The sequence below is a fragment of the Leptolyngbya sp. FACHB-261 genome, from assembly GCF_014696065.1.
In the GTDB taxonomy this organism is placed as follows: Bacteria; Cyanobacteriota; Cyanobacteriia; order FACHB-261; family FACHB-261; genus FACHB-261.
On sequence record NZ_JACJPL010000028.1, the window covers coordinates 38,310 to 53,368 of the forward strand.

Genomic DNA, 15,059 nt, shown 5'->3' on the forward strand with positions numbered 1-15,059 from the left:
TTAAAGTTCCCCAGTTCTCCTCTAATACAGAGGTTAGATGTTTCAGCTGAGTTTATAGAATTGCTTCTCAAAAAAGCAGCGAGGGCTCAGTTCTGATACTTTCCTTAAAACTGAAGAGACTTCCAGTGCTCAGGAAACCCAAACTCTCGCTCGGGCAGCACTTCCCAAACCTGAGTCATGAGAGCTTCGTACCTTTGGGCGTCAAAAGAGTCGAGGTCACCCTGGAGCCACTCGAACTCAAGGCTCTTGCCAGCACAGTCACAGTAGAGGAGTGGAGGGGCCTCTCCTCCCTTGACAGCATGCTCGACCGAAAGCGTCGAACTTCTTCTGCGATACGGCTTGGGCAGTCTAGCCTTGTAAGTCTCATCTGGCTCCCAATCGGGCCAATTTTCCTGATCTGGCGTAAAGAAGTCCAAAGTCAGGTTCAATCTCTCGTTGGGGCTGTGAAGTTGTAAGGCGACAGTAATTTCATCCAGGAAGATGCCGCTGTTGCCCTGGCTGTCTGTGTCTGGATCCGCAAAGGTGTTGCCTCTACTTCTAGCTTCCTCGATTCGGAGCTCGACCGAGGCGACAGGCGTACATTCGTAGAGCACTGGTCCCAGAATGGCTTGCATCCCTGTGGCAGCTCCGATGTAGGGCAACCAGTGCTGGAAGTAAGCCTCAATGGCAACTCTGGGTTCTTGATCGATTTCGGCCATGCGCTTGAGATCTCTAAGGGGGTATACCTCTAGTTTGACCATGAGTCCGCTTCCTATGACGCAGAGACCTCTAGCCTTTTGCAGAAGAGCTATTTAATGCCTATGAGGTCTTCGTTCCTTTCGTGCACGCTCAGTGCGATGTAGCCTTGGCCCGGTTGCCGCAGATAGCCATACTGCACCAGCGGCGGGCGTGGCTTTTGGTTCGGTCGTGGAACCAGAATGTGCAGTTTGCCCCTTCGCAGCAGCGCAAGAGAGTTATTTGACCCAAGCCAGTAAAAGCCAAACAGCCCGGATCTGTTGATGTTGGCTCCGGATCCTATTTGAACAAATCTCGCTGGTTTGCGTAGGCTACCTCGTAGCTGCCCAACATTAAGCGAAGCCCATCAACTCCAAGCAACTCCGTTGAAACTCCTGCAAAACGTTCTCCTAACCGCAGTTACCGCAATTGCATTGGGCTGGTCCTGTGGCGTCTTGTCTACCTATCTGCCGCCCAGCGTCCCAACTCAGCAAACTCAATAGGCCAGCAAACTCAATAGGTTAGCAATGAGGTCAAGGCTTCGATTCAAGGTTATGCCCTTGAGATCATGCCCCTCTGCTGATCACAACCCACACCACCCCTGCTGCGACTAGCGGCACACTAAGGTTGTCTGTTCCATGAGGGGAGACAGCCTCAACTAGGGTTGCGGCACTCGCCCCCAACAGCGCAGCCAATAGCACTCGCCCCGTTTCTACAGGGATGGCCAGTGGGCAGAGGGCTGAGCCGGGTAACGCCAACAGTACCCAGGCCATAGCCACGGCACTGGAGATGAACATTGCTGCTGAGCCCTCCCAGGACCGTTCGCTTTGGCCGACCTGGTAGCGATGTCGCCCATAACTCCTGCCAATCAATGCAGCTAAGGCATCGCCCCAAGTCATCGCCATCACGCCAGCAGTTGCAATGGGTGCCTGGTCTATAGGACCTGCGGGTCGCCATAGTAGGCCAAACAGCAGAGTGACAGATAAAGCAAAATAGACCGTGCCAGGAGAACTGTCCTCGGAGTCCATGGCGCTAATCAGCCGGTAGCGGTAGAAGAGATAGTTAAGGCCAATAAATGTGGCGAAGGGCAAAATGCCAAGCTGCCAATGTTGAAATAGGGCTAGTACGCCGAAAACCCACATACCCGCTCCGATGTGAATGATCTTGCGCGTGAACCTCGGTTGAAGACCAACCAGTTTGCGTAGAAGCTCTCCAACTGCGAGCAGGGCAGCAGAGTAAATGTAGGAGGCAGCAAGCCCGAACCAATCGCTGGCCATCATCTCCTAGACATTAATCTGGACATCAATCCAAACACCAATAATGTTTCAGCTCTGTTGTAAGGGCTAGGGTTTTGCATCTCGTCTACTTTTGCATCTCGCCTACTAAGGACAAAGTCTCTATGCAAGTACTAAGATGCACTATCTCCGTTGCTCTCCAAGCGCTCCACCCGTTCCCTTAAATCAGCCACGTTGCCCAATAGCAAGCGGGCAATCTCCTGCAAATCCCCCGTCTGCTCAGCTTGCGTCCTTATGGCGTCAGCCAGCCGTTCTGATTCTTTCGCCTGAATTTCGACTGTAAGCTTGAGTTCTCCGATCTGACTTGACTGCTGCTGCAACCGTCTTTCGTGAATTAGGGCAACCCTGATTAGCTCAGTGACTACGGTCATGGCCTGCTCTATGCTTCGATCAGGGCTGTTCGTCATACCTTAATTTCCTACCACTACGAAAATCCCTAACCCTTGCAAAACTGGGTGATATCAGTTTTTTAGTGCTGCGGAGAAGTGTACACCAATGCCTTTTCTATTGACTACTGCATCAACTTGATGAGGTTTCTTGATGCTATCCGCATTGCTGAAGAAGTTCTGCAATTAGACCTGTCCAACCCGTTTGGTGACTTGCCCCTAATCCGGTACCGTTGTCTCCATGAAAGTACTCATGGAAGAGAATTAAGTTCTGCCAGTGGGGGTCCGTTTGAAACAACTGATTACCGCCATAAACAGGTCTAAATCCTGACGGATTTTGTAGAAAGATGCGCGAGAGCCGGTGAGCCAGTTCTGTTGCAACCTCTAAAAGCGTCATCATTTGACCTGAGCCAGTTGGGCACTCCACCTTGTAGTCATCGCCGAAATATTGGTGGAATGTATGCAGCGATTCGATGATTAAGTAGTTAATTGGAAACCAAATGGGACCTCGCCAGTTAGAATTGCCACCAAACAAGGCGGTGCTAGATTCGGCAGGTTCGTAATCAACTCGATACTCCTGTCCATCTACGTTCAAGATGTAGGGATGCTCAGCGTGGAATTTGGAGACAGCACGGATGCCATAGGGACTGAGAAATTCTGCTTCGTCCAGCATCCGACTTAGAATACGGGGAAATTTTTCTCGGTCAAGAATTGCCAGAAGCCTACGCTCAGCCACACCTTCACGCTGCATACAAGCAATTCCACTCGTGAGGTCATGTCGATTTTGGATAAACCACTCGGTTCGTTGCCGGAACCCTGAAAGTTTTTCCAGCATCTCAGGTTCCATAATGCCAACAGCGAATAAAGGAATTAGCCCGACGATTGACCGTACCTTTACCAAACAGTGTTTGCCATCAGGAAAGTTCATGGCGTCGTAATAAAATCCGTCGTCTTCATCCCAAAGGGTAAGCGCATCTTTACCAATGCCATCCATAGCACTGGCAATGCGCAGAAAATGTTCGAAGAATTTACTGGCAATGTCCTCGTATACTGAATCTGCTTCTGCTAACTCCACAGCAATTGTCAGCATATTCATGCAGTACATCGCCATCCAACTCGTGGCATCTGCCTGCTCCAGGTAACCACCCCTTGGCAGTGGTGAGCTGCGATCGAACACACCGATGTTATCCAGTCCTAAAAAGCCGCCTTGGAAGATATTTTTGCCGCCAACATCTTTGCGATTTACCCACCAGGTAAAGTTGAGCAGCAGTTTTTGAAACACCCGTTCCAAAAACTTGCGATCGCTGCGACCGTACATTTTTTGCTCCATCTTGTAAACGCGCCAAGCGGCCCATGCTTGCACAGGTGGATTGACATCGCTCAATGCCCATTCATAGGCTGGCAATTGCCCATTAGGATGCATGTACCATTCCCGTGTGAGCCGTTGGAGTTGGCGTTTGGCAAAGTCTGGATCAATCATTGCCAAGGGAATGAGATGAAAGGCAAGATCCCAGGCAGCAAACCAGGGGTATTCCCACTTATCAGGCATAGAGAGAATGTCATCGTTGAAGATGTGCAGCCAGTCGGAGTTCCTACCGTTCTGACGCGGCTCCGGCGGTGGTGGACCGGTAGGATCACCATTGAGCCAATCTTCTACTACGTAATAGTAAAACTGTTTGTTCCACAACATGCCTGCAAAAGCCTGTCGTTGAACATTGCGCATATCTTCTGATAGCGGAAAAGGAGTAATACGGTGATAAAATTCGTCTGCTTCGCGCTGGCGCAATTGTAAAGTTGCATCAAACTCATCACCAAACGGATCGCTTAGATCAGAAGCATCGCTGAGTCTCAAGCGCACCGTTTTAGTCTCATAGGCAGCGATGGTCAAAACATAGTGCGGAGAAACTTTCGTGCCAGTTTGCTCCGGATTCACCGCTGTTTTCTGCCCTTGGACTAAATAATCGTTAATTCCATCCTTGGCATAGTTAGAGACACTGCTAGTACCAAACAAGCGTTCACAATTCGTTTCATTTTCTGTGAACAGCAAGGGCATATCAACCTGCATTTCTGCATTTTGGCAATACAGCCAACGGGTACCCAAAGTGGGATGATAAGCTTCAATCATCTGAGACTGAGTGTCTGTTTTTGAAACTTTCAGAAGCGGTTTCTCTGGCTCAAATCTCCACGACCAAATGTTGCGGAACCAGAGAGTTGGCAGTAAATGCAGAGTTTTTGCTTCGTCCCCCCGGTTAACAATATTGATCTGAATCAGAATATCTTCTGGAGAACCTTTGGCATATTCAACAAAGACATCAAAATAGCGATCTTGATCGAACACGCCCGTGTCCATCAGTTCAAACTCCGGTTCCTGTTTGCCTCTACGGCAATTCTCCTCTAGCAGTTGGGCATAAGGGAATGATTGGTGTGGATACTTATACAGATATTTCATGTAGGAGTGGGTGGGTGTGTTGTCCAGGTAGAAGTAATATTCTTTGACATCCTCCCCGTGATTTCCCTCACTCCCTGTTAGACCAAATAGCCGCTCTTTAAGAATCGGATCTTCACCATTCCAAAGAGCGATTGCAAAACACAAGCGTTGATGAGTATCGGAGATGCCAGCAATGCCATCCTCACCCCAACGATAAGCACGAGAACGGGCATGATCGTGGGGAAAGAAATCCCAGGCAGAACCATCAGGGCTGTAATCTTCGCGCACAGTCCCCCACTGCCGCTCACTGAGGTAGGGTCCCCAGCGCTTCCAGTAGGCAACGCGGTTGAGATCTTCCTGTAGCCTTACTTCTTCTGGAGTCATCGTTTCCCCTCTATAGTTGGCTAATTACAGGACTGGCTTAACTTCGTTATGGCTCCATGTCTCCACTGTTTGCTGTAAGCCCTCCCGGTAGCTGGTATAGCGAGGGCTCCAGCCCAATTGTTGCCGGATTAGATCACTGTTCACGTGGGTTGAGAGCTTGAGCAACTCCACTTGTTGAGGTGTGACAACCAGCACAAGCGCCAAAGGGGTCAGCCATAGGGGAATGTGGCTAGGTCGTTTTCTGCCTAGCGTGAAGGCGAATTGATCGATGAAATTAGTGAAGGAGACCGGGGTACCATCCACAACATTAAACACCATACCGATGGGTTGCTGTTTTGCCACTTGCGCCAAGGCTTGAGCCGCATCTTCAAAGTGCAACCAATTCCCCAGATTGCTGACTGGGCCTGCAAAATAGGGGCGACCCAATTTGAACGATTTTATGTACAGCTTTAAGTCTTCAGATTGGGGACCATACAGGTATCCTAATCTCAATACACAGGTTGGCATTGAGCTTTGGGCAACTTGATTTTCAGCCGCAATCGCCGCTTTAAAAATCGGGTCATCGCCCGGTACAATCAGCGGTGAGTTTTCTGTTGCACTCGCTGTGTTGCCATACAGAAAGGCATAGCTAGCGTGAATCAGCAGCTTGATATCTGTGTCTTTTATCGCTTCTAGCAGAGCAGAAGTTGTGGCTGAAAGAGTTTTGTCAAATCCTTTCCAATCCTGCCCGTCACTCAGCAGCGTATTGGCGAACTGTGGCGTCAGGTTTAAAATTACCTCTGCTTTGGCAAGCCGGATGGCCTCCTTAAGTTCAGCAGCATTGGTCAGGTCGGTTTCTACGGCAAGTCCGCCGTTGGAACGCACAGTTGTTGCGCCATCTTTGCTCTTTACTAGTCCAGTGACCTGGTAGCCAAGCGCGACCAACTGCCGAACGGTTTCTTGCCCAAGTTCAGTATCGGCACCTGCAATTACAGCGCTTGGCATTGTGTCTAGCCTGAAATTTTACAATGTTTCCTCTACATCTCTACTACGCTGACTTGCTTCGAAGCGACCCTCTATTGATAGAAAGAGTGATTTGCTTAGAAGATTCATTGCCTAAGCTGGCTCTATAGCAGAGTGCAAATTCAGCTCTAAGGTCTACTTTGATACCCTCATACCCCATCCCGATGCCTGTTAATTCTTTGCACATTACGAGCTGTCCTGCCCCTGTTGTTTTCAACTAGCTCAAATGCGACTGCTGTACCTGCTTGTAGGGTGCGATAGCCTTCACCGGGAATGGCAGTGAAATTGAAAAAAATAGCTTCGCCGCTCCCGTCTATGACAATCATGCCGCTACCTGCTTTGAGATCAAACCAGCGCACTACACCCTGAGCTACGGGCAACCCACTTTCACCTAGAGGAGGCACACCGTCAACCCAGGCTTGCTGCGGGATTCGTATTTGTTTAACAGCGGGTGTATTGTATGCTTCGTAGTCATAATCTGAGCGAGTCTCGAGAATGGCCCGCAGGTCGTGTCGTAGTTCCTCAATCGTCGGTCGTCCCACGAAGAACCAACCATTGTAGACTTTGTCAATCGTCAGGTCAGGACGCAGTACAAAGGTGTAAGGTTGAGCACGAAAAGCATACTCACCCTCAGTTTCATCCAGAATATTGATTTGCTTAATTAGTTCTCGCTGCTCATCACACAGAAATTGCCATTGGGCTCCCAAACCTGCTCGAAATGCTGCTTGAACCAGGGGCGGGTCAACGCCAATCGTGACTAGCTTGCTATAGTTGACGGCCAATTCATTTTGGAATTGAACCAATTGGGAGAACTGCTGACGGTCGCGAGGACAGAAGAAACCTCGGTAAAAAACGACAATCAGCGGGTAGCCATCTAGAAACTCTAGATATCGGTCCATTAAGCTAGGTTGAGTGAAGCTCGAAAGCTTTACTAACTCATTCTCGTGAGTTCTTAACTCAACGTCAGGAAAGCGATCGCCTACCTGTAAATTAGTTGTCATCGCCAAAAGCTCCTTACATATTGGGACAACCTGGCATATCGTCGCCAATCAGTAACCGGGCTAGGCTAGGTAATGCCTCCCCGTAGGTGGGATGAATGTGGACCGATTGCTCTAACAATTGCCAAGTCGCTCCTGCTTCCATCAGGGACAGAAATACATGCACTAGCTCGGCGGTTTCATACCCTACCAACGTTGCTCCCAGAATTTTGTCTGTATCGCTATCGATGACCATACGATAGAAACCCAGGTCATGTCCCCATTCAATGGCACGAGCAATCTGGCTCATGGGTAAGGTGACAGCACGAGCGTTCATCCCTTTTTCCTGAGCTTGTTCTATGGTCATTCCCACACGTCCAACCTGAGGTTCTGTGTAAACGGCATAGCCAAGCACACGATCATGACGCGTCCGCTTCTCACCACACAGAATTGCTTTTAGGCGACGATAATCTTCCCAGGAAACATGCGTAAAGGCAGGCTGTTTAGCCGCATCGCCAATTGCATAAACACCAGAACAGGTCGTGTGAAACTGGTCGTTGATTTTGACAAACCCTTGGGCATCTAGCTCAATTCCACTGGCTGCTACCTTGAGTGCGCCTGTGTTCGGTTTTCGTCCAATTACAACCAGTAGAGCTTCTCCCTGAAGTTGCTCTCCATTGCTCAGACTCAGCGTGAATAAGTCATTCTCGTGTGCGACCTGCTCAACGTTGACGTCAAAGTGGAGCTGAATACCATCCTGCTTCAGTGCTTCCGCTAAGACCTCGCTCACCTCAGGTTCTTCCTGACCTAAAACGCGATTGCCACGCACAATCAAGTGGGTTTGACTACCTAAGCGAGCCAGCCCCTGTCCCAATTCCAAGCCGATATAGCCGGCTCCAATCACCAATAAGCGCGGCGGTAATGCTTTTAAGTCAAAGAAGTTGCGGTTGGTCAGGTAGGGTGTCCCTGCAAGGCCGGGAATATCAGGAATCAAGGATGACGTGCCGGTGTTGATTACAACTAAGGGCGACTGAACTGTGACATCGCCGCCCTTAACTGTACGTTCTCCGATAAACGAGGCTTCAGCACAAACGACTTTGACCCCAGCGCCATCCAGCCGTTTACGAGCACCCTGGTTAAAGCGATCACGGATCCCTCGTACCCGCTCCATGACAGCAGGGAAGTCAACTTCAACTGTGTTATGGATACCTAACTTTTTCGCTTGGCGGGCACGGCCTGCGGCGTGAGCCGCTGCCAAAAAAGCCTTGGAAGGAGTGCAGCCGTAGTTGATACAGCTGCCGCCCAAAGCATCCCGTTCAAACAGGACAACGTTTCGCCCCTCCTTAGCGAAATCAGCCGCTAACGGAATACCTCCCTGGCCGCTGCCAATCACGATTACATCTGCTGTTTCCATCAATATTGTTCTCCTTGGGATCGCAGCGCTTTTTTAAGGCTCTCATGTTTAAACTAGAGAACCTTGAAAGAAAGCTGAGTGAGAGATTAATCTTTCTGCCATTAAATCACCCACTTACGCATTTACCGTAAATTTGGTTCTCAAGCGAAGCTTCTTTGTCCTTTGAATTGGCTGAAACTCGGCATGGAATCTACACGAAACTGATCAGTCTAACCGAGTTGATTACTCATCTAGAAAGTGGAGTCACAATTGTGAATGCCCTTTCTGGATCTAGACAACGTCAACGCTGACCGTAGATTTAGGTAGGCTTAGGCTGAGACTGTAGCGATTACCTGGGTTCCTTGTCCTGGTGAACTGGTGATCATTAGCTGTCCGCCAATGCGTTCAACCCGCTCTTGCATGCTAATTAGCCCAAAGCAATCCTGTCTAGGTAGGGCGAGTTCCAGCCCCTTACCATCATCTTGAATGCAAAGGCGGACCTGATCAGCGGCGAAGCTCAACTCCACGCTGAGCCTGCTGGCTTGAGCATGTTTGAGAACATTAGACATCGCTTCTTGGCCAATGCGCAGCAGCTCGACCTCAAGGTCAGGAGCTAGAGGACGCGAGTTTCCCTGCACACAAAATTCAGCCCCGATTAGTCCATCTGAGGTGATCTGCTTGAGACAGCGTTGAAGCGCATCGGCCAAGTTACTGCCCTCCAAAACCCCTGGTCGCAGAGCGCGAACTGAACGACGAGCCTCAGCTAATCCTGCCCGAGCAAAATCTCCTGCCCGACCAATATGAACCTGAGCAGCCTGGGGTTGCTCCTCCACAATTTGCTTGGCGGCCTCTAGCTGGAGAATAATGCTGGTTAGAGTTTGCGCTAGAGTATCGTGGATTTCGCGAGCCATCCGGTTCCGTTCCTCTAGAACAGAGGCCAAAATCGAAGCTTCCTCAGCCTGTTTACGCTCGGTGATATCCTGCCCAATTCCAATACTGACACCATTACTTAATGGGATATTGGCCCAGGTAATGTTTAAGTAGTCGCCAGAACGGGCTTTGATTCTAAGGTCCAGCCACTTCCCAGTCGCACCGACCATATGCTCTAAATTTTGCTGACTTTGGTCTGGATCCAGATAACATTCTGCCAACCAATCAATGCTCTCTAGTTCGACTTGGGACCAACCCAAACACCGCTCCAGTTCTCGATTGATGAATAGAATCCGACCGTCTGCATCGTAAAGAGTGATCATCACCGGAATGTGATCAACAATCGTTTGCAGAAGCTCTTTTTGCTGCTGTAATGCTTCGGTGCGTTCAGCAACCTGTTGCTCCAAAGTGCGACTGTAATCTGCTAACTGTCGATGGGAAAGCTTGAGATTTTCCCAAAGCTGATAGCCGCTGCTCAGACTGGCAGCGGTGACTAGGGCAAGGCTCGGCGGAATGACAATCAACCACCAGCCTGCCAAAAACAGCAAATAGGCAACCCCAAACAGTACACCGCCACCCAGCAAGACAGCAATTGCTGTTCTTCGAGGCGATTGAAACCGCCATCCCCAAACGGCTCCAATGGCCGACCAGAGCAAAATCCATAAACCTTCTAATGGCTCAGACCAAGTGCGAAGTAAGGGACGTCCCTCAATGGCTGCACTCAATAATTGGCTGATCAACTGAGCATGAACCTCGACACCGGCCGAGGCAGTATCTGGGCTAACTGTAAAGGAGGTGTAGAAGCGGTCATTGACGCTCTCCGCCGTTGAACCAATTAAGACAATGCGATCCCGCACTAAATTGGCTGGCATCTGGCCTTGCAGAACTTCTGTCATGGAGATCGAGTGGAACCCGTGCCGCAGCCTGCGGAAGTTTGACAAGATCTGATAGCCACCAGCATCGGTCTGGCTATATCCTCCGTCATTCAGCTGTAACGGCGTAAACACAGCCTTTCCCAAGCGAAATTGGCTCTTATCCAGATTGATATCCTGGGGCGTAATGCCTGCTGAAGTAAGATAGGTAAAGGCTAATTTGGCTCCAAAACTGAGAATAACTTGATTGTTTTCAGTTCTTAAATACAGTAAATTACGACGAAGCCGACCATCGATATCCAGAACAAAATCGCTGGCGCTTACCTGGCCACGCTGTCTCAATATGGCGGGTCCTTCTATTGTGTTGCCTTCAGCACTGCTGACGACTTTCTCGATACCAATCAAGTTTTTGGTAGAAGCAAAAATCCTGAGCAATTCTTGATGACCAGGCTCTACGGGCATATTCCGAAATAGGTCGAAACCAATTGCCCTAGGCTGCTGTTGTTTGATTAAACTGATCAAGCGAGCCAGAACCGCATCTGACATTGGCCACCGTCCCAAACGCTTGATATCCGGCTCATCAATCGTGACAATGACAATTCGAGGGTCAGCAGCTTCCAGCGGACGCAGGCGAAAAAGTTGATCCAGCGCCACCAATTCCAACAATTGCAATGATCCTGCTAAACGTAGAGCAACTAATGCACCAGCAACAGCAGGGGCGACGATCAAGGCCCCACGCCACTGGTGAATGCGCTGTTTTACAGTTGCCCACATATCAGGGTTGGAATTGGGACTTTAGCTCTAGACTCTATTCGCTGCTGGTCACCTCAAGTCCACCTGATTCTAGGAGATCCCGCCAAGCTTGCCTTAAACCTAGATCATTGGGCTGAGAACGCTGTAGCTCCAATAGGATAGAAGACGTTTCGTACCAAATACCGGCCTCTCGATACAGCGAAACCCGCTCTCTGGGCGTTGCCTGCTCAATCTGACGCAAACGCACTGGATCGAGCCCAATTCGCTGAATTCTCCCTGACGTAAATGCGTCCTGGAACCGGTTGTTGGCAGTGCAAACCAGACTGAAAACCCAGATGTAATGTTTGCCAATCTCTAGGGGAGAAGTCGTCGGTGGCAAACTGACCGTGATGATACCAGGAGTGTTAGTCAAGGCAATAGTGGTGCGATAGACGCCACTGCCGTTGCGATTGCTTAAGCTAAACTCCGCAGTTTGGGCCCTGGTTTGGGGAACGTAAACCAGGAAGGTTGGACGCTCGGCTAAAGTTAAGCCTGGTTGGTTTGCGGGGCTTAAGGCGATCAGAGCTTGACCCGAATCTGGATCCTGCGGACAGGTATTGCTACCGCGCTGACCACCAGGCGCAGTGCTACTAGGATTGGGCGGTGGCGGTGGCAGGGGGGATTGTTTACGATTCTGAGTCTTAACTCTTGAAAAGTTGCCCTGGAGATTGGGCGGCAATTGAGTGTTCTTTGCCAGAAGGCCAGGAGCGAGGGCAAGTTCTAAAACCAGAGCCACTAGCAGGGATGCACCAGATAGTCGAGATTTTATCCGAGTCATAGGTCACTAGTTTCTTCCCAACTTCTATAAAACGCAGTTTTTAAAGGATGCCAATTCGTCAACTGCAAACATTTGTGGTGCGAAGACTTCACTCTACCGCATCACTCTAAAGAGATCCCTACGATGAGGCAGGTTGCTCTGCCCAGGTTGCTTTTCTGTTTTGCTGGGCACCTTGAGTGGGCGTTCACGGCCCACATTTTCTGTCCGCGTTTACTGTCGCGCGATTGCTGGTACGCATCCACGGCACCCGGTTACTGATACGCGGTTGCTGGCCTTAGCCATTTAAAAGCTCACAGCCAATTGCCCAGAAGAATGAACGGTGCCCAGTAATAGGGATGCGCATATTCATCCTGCTTCAGTAGGGTCAGTTGGGCGCGACGCAAAGCCTCAGCTTTATTCACGCTCAGCTTGCCTAGCTCTCGGTAAAACTCGACCATTAAGGCAGAAGTAGAGCGGTCATTGACTGACCACAAGGTTGCCAGGGTACTGCGGGCTCCAGAGCGTACTGCCACACCCGCCATACCGAGTGTGGCCCGTTTATCACCAGCAGCAGTTTGACAAGCGCTGAGAACTAGCAATTCAATTGGATTGAGTTCAGCTTGTTCTCTAGATCGCAGTAACTGATCCAGTTGTTTAACATTAATTCGACCGTCCCAAGTCAGGATGAACGTCTCCTCCGCGTTGGAACTAAACTGACCGTGGGTTGCTAAATGAACAATGGGAAATGGCGCTGAATCCACCCGACTTTCCAGAGCTGCGCTGGTAAATGTCTGATCTAACAGGACTTGCGCAGGTAGCTCAGCTCTAATTTCATTGATTTCGGCAGTGACATTGGGTAGGGCAGAAAAGCCCTGCCGCGCTTGACTCACTCCTGCCAATAAACCTCTCAATTGCTGAGGTTTGAGCGGTTGGGGTTGGAGCAGTTGTAGCCCTGGCGTCAGAACTACGCTGTACTTCTCGATCAGATATTGCTGACCGTCGTGGAGTGCTGCCATCGGCAGATTTTGCAGAGCCCCATCCAAGACAAATACCAGCGTAGTAACATCACTGCTGGCTAGTTTGGCCTCAGCAGGTCGCAGCAGCCAGTCATACACCTGCTGCGCAAGGGGCAACCGTTCTTCCAAGAAGGAATTAGGTGCAAGGGAGCGTAACATTTGGTCGAGAACCCGCTCAAGTTCCGCTTGAGGCAGAGGGGCTTCATAGTAGGTCAGGGGTTGATTCGGCAGAGACAGGATCACCGCCAACCGATTCGGCAAAATGATTGGGTAAACGACTGCTGCTTTGGGGTTAACCTGGTCAACTAAGACAGGCCGAGCATTTAAACAAGACTCCCGAAAGAAGTTGTCTAGCTCTGCTAATTGAAGCGATTCAATAACCTCGCGGGCCTGCCTGAGTTTTTGCTGATCAGGTTCACCTCCCTGTGGGTCTTGAAGAAGCAGTTCAACGAATTGCCGGTAAACGGGCTCTACACTCTCTCTAAAAGAGAATTGCACCTCTGAGTTCGTCGCGACTAGATCAGTGCGCAGTGATTGCAGGGTATTTACTGCCTCTGCATAGGCGGCGACTGCTGCCTCATGTTTTTGCAGTGGGATCGAGTCATTGCTTGCGTTTGGTTTAGAGTCTCCTGCTCTAGAAGGCGTGAGCGCGGTTTGCGCTTTCAACAGCCGTCCGAGCTGCCACTGCCACTGATAGGCAATGTCTGGTGCGTTAATCGCCTGCGCTAAGCTGAGCGACTGCTGCGTGAGTTCTTGGGCATTCTGCCATTGCTGAGTCTGTTCGTACAGATTGCCCAGGCTGCCCAAGGCATAAGATTCTGCCCGACGATCACCCAGGTTTCTAGCTTGCTGAATTGCAGTTGCTAGCAGTTGAGCTGCGGTCTGAGGTGTAGCAAGCTGTGACCTACTGCCACTGCCAGAACTCCCTCCATTGGCAAATTTCATCAGTGCCTGAGCGAGCTGAATTTCGGCATAGATTCCAGCACGACTGGCAGGGAGTTCAGCAAGCTGGGGCTGGATTTGCGCCCAGACCGCTTGAGCTTCTGCCCGTCGCCCTGTTTCAGTGAGCAGACTCAGCTGGGCAACTTCGGCTTGGATCTTGGAGGCAGGTACAGGGGCAATCGCTGTGGCCTGACGGTAAAAGCCAAGGGCTGTGTCGGTCTCGCCTTGGCTTTGGGTAAGTGTGCCTAAACTCAGCCGGATTCTGCTCAGGTCCAAGGCGGACTCAACTGAGGAAACTGGCGCTGCCTGATGCAATCGTTCGGCCACAGCCAAGCCTTGCTGCAAAACAGCCCGAGCTTGGTTCAAATTGCCTACCAGACGCAGAACATTGCCGAGGTTGCGCAGACCCGCGATCTTCAGAGAAGAGTCAGGCTGATTTTGCAGAGTCTGTTCCACCTGCTCTAGCAGGATCGCTGCTCGTCTGTAAAACCCTAAGGCTTGCAGTGCTCTAGCCTGATTCATTTGACTGCCGATGATCCCCTCGTCATCCTGGGCGCGTCGGTAAGTTGCTTCAGCCTGTTGCCAGGTTGTGAGGGCCTCTGACTCTTGCCCCTGCCGCAATTGCAATCGCCCTTGCGTGTTGAGGGTCTGGGCGAGAATTGGCAGCGCATCTGGCTGGTTATCTAAGGGTGAGGAGCGCAGGAGAGCCAGAGCCTGCGTCACTGCTGTATTGGCTTGCGGCCACTGCCCTAGCTGTTCTAAAGCGTTTGCGATCCAGCCCAAGACCGAGGCTTGGTTGAGCCGGTCACCTTGAGCTTCAAAGGTAGTTTCAGCTCGTTGCCACATAGCAACTGCCTCTGCGAATTGTCCTGCCTGATAAAGCGCCTTGCCCTGTTGAACCAGGTTCGTAAGCGTAGACGGCAAAGGCTGGGGCTGCGAAGAATTAAAGGTAAGGGGTTGCGTTGAAGTCAGGCTAACCACTGGCTTGTCCACAGCCATCTGTTGAGGCAGCCTTTGCGACAGAGCTACAGCAACTCCAGCATGTAGGCTGAGCGTGGTGAGCCAGCCCACTAGAACCAAAAGGCTGAATACTAGCCAGCCTGGTTGGAACCCGCGACGCCTTAAAAAGGACCTTGCCTGACGAACTAGCTTGAGCATGACAGGTTTAGGG

Annotated in this window: 11 protein-coding genes; all 11 read right to left on the reverse strand. The window is 50.6% G+C overall.

What is annotated here, in order from left to right; all coding sequences use genetic code 11:
- Nucleotides 1-104: 104 nt before the first annotated feature.
- The 11 genes from H6F94_RS24115 to H6F94_RS24165 all read right to left on the reverse strand — a co-directional run bounded on the left by H6F94_RS24115 (nt 105) and on the right by H6F94_RS24165 (nt 15,046).
- Entirely contained in the window at nt 105-740 is a 636-nt protein-coding gene (locus H6F94_RS24115) for a hypothetical protein (RefSeq protein WP_190804830.1), read from the reverse strand.
- Between the two features lie 88 nt (nt 741-828).
- Nucleotides 829-981, reverse strand: a complete 153-nt coding sequence (locus tag H6F94_RS33640) for a CGNR zinc finger domain-containing protein (RefSeq protein ID WP_190804831.1) — start codon at nt 979-981, stop codon at nt 829-831.
- Between the two features lie 299 nt (nt 982-1,280).
- Nucleotides 1,281-1,994, reverse strand: coding sequence for a diacylglycerol/polyprenol kinase family protein (locus tag H6F94_RS24125; protein ID WP_190804832.1), 714 nt, complete (start codon nt 1,992-1,994; stop codon nt 1,281-1,283).
- A gap of 128 nt (nt 1,995-2,122) precedes the next feature.
- Nucleotides 2,123-2,416, reverse strand: coding sequence for a hypothetical protein (locus H6F94_RS24130; protein WP_190804833.1), 294 nt, complete (start codon nt 2,414-2,416; stop codon nt 2,123-2,125).
- A 136-nt stretch (nt 2,417-2,552) separates the two neighbouring features.
- On the reverse strand, nt 2,553-5,207 hold the full coding sequence (locus tag H6F94_RS24135; protein WP_190804834.1) for an MGH1-like glycoside hydrolase domain-containing protein: 2,655 nt from the start codon (nt 5,205-5,207) through the stop codon (nt 2,553-2,555).
- A gap of 24 nt (nt 5,208-5,231) precedes the next feature.
- Nucleotides 5,232-6,191 carry an NAD-dependent epimerase/dehydratase family protein gene (locus tag H6F94_RS24140; protein ID WP_190804835.1) on the reverse strand — a complete coding sequence of 320 codons (960 nt, stop codon included), beginning with the start codon at nt 6,189-6,191 and terminating at the stop codon, nt 5,232-5,234.
- Between the two features lie 167 nt (nt 6,192-6,358).
- On the reverse strand, nt 6,359-7,210 hold the full coding sequence (locus H6F94_RS24145) for a cold shock domain-containing protein (RefSeq protein ID WP_190804836.1): 852 nt from the start codon (nt 7,208-7,210) through the stop codon (nt 6,359-6,361).
- 13 nt (nt 7,211-7,223) lie between these two features.
- A complete protein-coding gene (locus tag H6F94_RS24150; RefSeq protein WP_190804837.1) occupies nt 7,224-8,600 on the reverse strand; it encodes a dihydrolipoyl dehydrogenase family protein in 1,377 nt (458 codons plus the stop codon).
- A gap of 308 nt (nt 8,601-8,908) precedes the next feature.
- Entirely contained in the window at nt 8,909-11,155 is a 2,247-nt protein-coding gene (locus tag H6F94_RS24155; protein ID WP_190804838.1) for a CHASE2 domain-containing protein, read from the reverse strand.
- A 34-nt stretch (nt 11,156-11,189) separates the two neighbouring features.
- A complete protein-coding gene (locus H6F94_RS24160; protein WP_190804839.1) occupies nt 11,190-11,951 on the reverse strand; it encodes a DUF928 domain-containing protein in 762 nt (253 codons plus the stop codon).
- Nucleotides 11,952-12,241: 290 nt separating this feature from the next.
- A complete protein-coding gene (locus H6F94_RS24165; RefSeq protein ID WP_242041391.1) occupies nt 12,242-15,046 on the reverse strand; it encodes a CHAT domain-containing protein in 2,805 nt (934 codons plus the stop codon).
- Nucleotides 15,047-15,059: the final 13 nt, after the last annotated feature.

Coding starts and splice junctions, on each gene's coding strand:
- H6F94_RS24115 (WP_190804830.1), bottom strand. CDS start 740: ATGGTCAAACTAGAGGTATACCCCCTTAGAGATCTCAAGCGCATGGCC.
- H6F94_RS24125 (WP_190804832.1), bottom strand. CDS start 1,994: ATGATGGCCAGCGATTGGTTCGGGCTTGCTGCCTCCTACATTTACTCT.
- H6F94_RS24130 (WP_190804833.1), bottom strand. CDS start 2,416: ATGACGAACAGCCCTGATCGAAGCATAGAGCAGGCCATGACCGTAGTC.
- H6F94_RS24135 (WP_190804834.1), bottom strand. CDS start 5,207: ATGACTCCAGAAGAAGTAAGGCTACAGGAAGATCTCAACCGCGTTGCC.
- H6F94_RS24140 (WP_190804835.1), bottom strand. CDS start 6,191: ATGCCAAGCGCTGTAATTGCAGGTGCCGATACTGAACTTGGGCAAGAA.
- H6F94_RS24145 (WP_190804836.1), bottom strand. CDS start 7,210: ATGACAACTAATTTACAGGTAGGCGATCGCTTTCCTGACGTTGAGTTA.
- H6F94_RS24150 (WP_190804837.1), bottom strand. CDS start 8,600: ATGGAAACAGCAGATGTAATCGTGATTGGCAGCGGCCAGGGAGGTATT.
- H6F94_RS24155 (WP_190804838.1), bottom strand. CDS start 11,155: ATGTGGGCAACTGTAAAACAGCGCATTCACCAGTGGCGTGGGGCCTTG.
- H6F94_RS24160 (WP_190804839.1), bottom strand. CDS start 11,951: ATGACTCGGATAAAATCTCGACTATCTGGTGCATCCCTGCTAGTGGCT.
- H6F94_RS24165 (WP_242041391.1), bottom strand. CDS start 15,046: ATGCTCAAGCTAGTTCGTCAGGCAAGGTCCTTTTTAAGGCGTCGCGGG.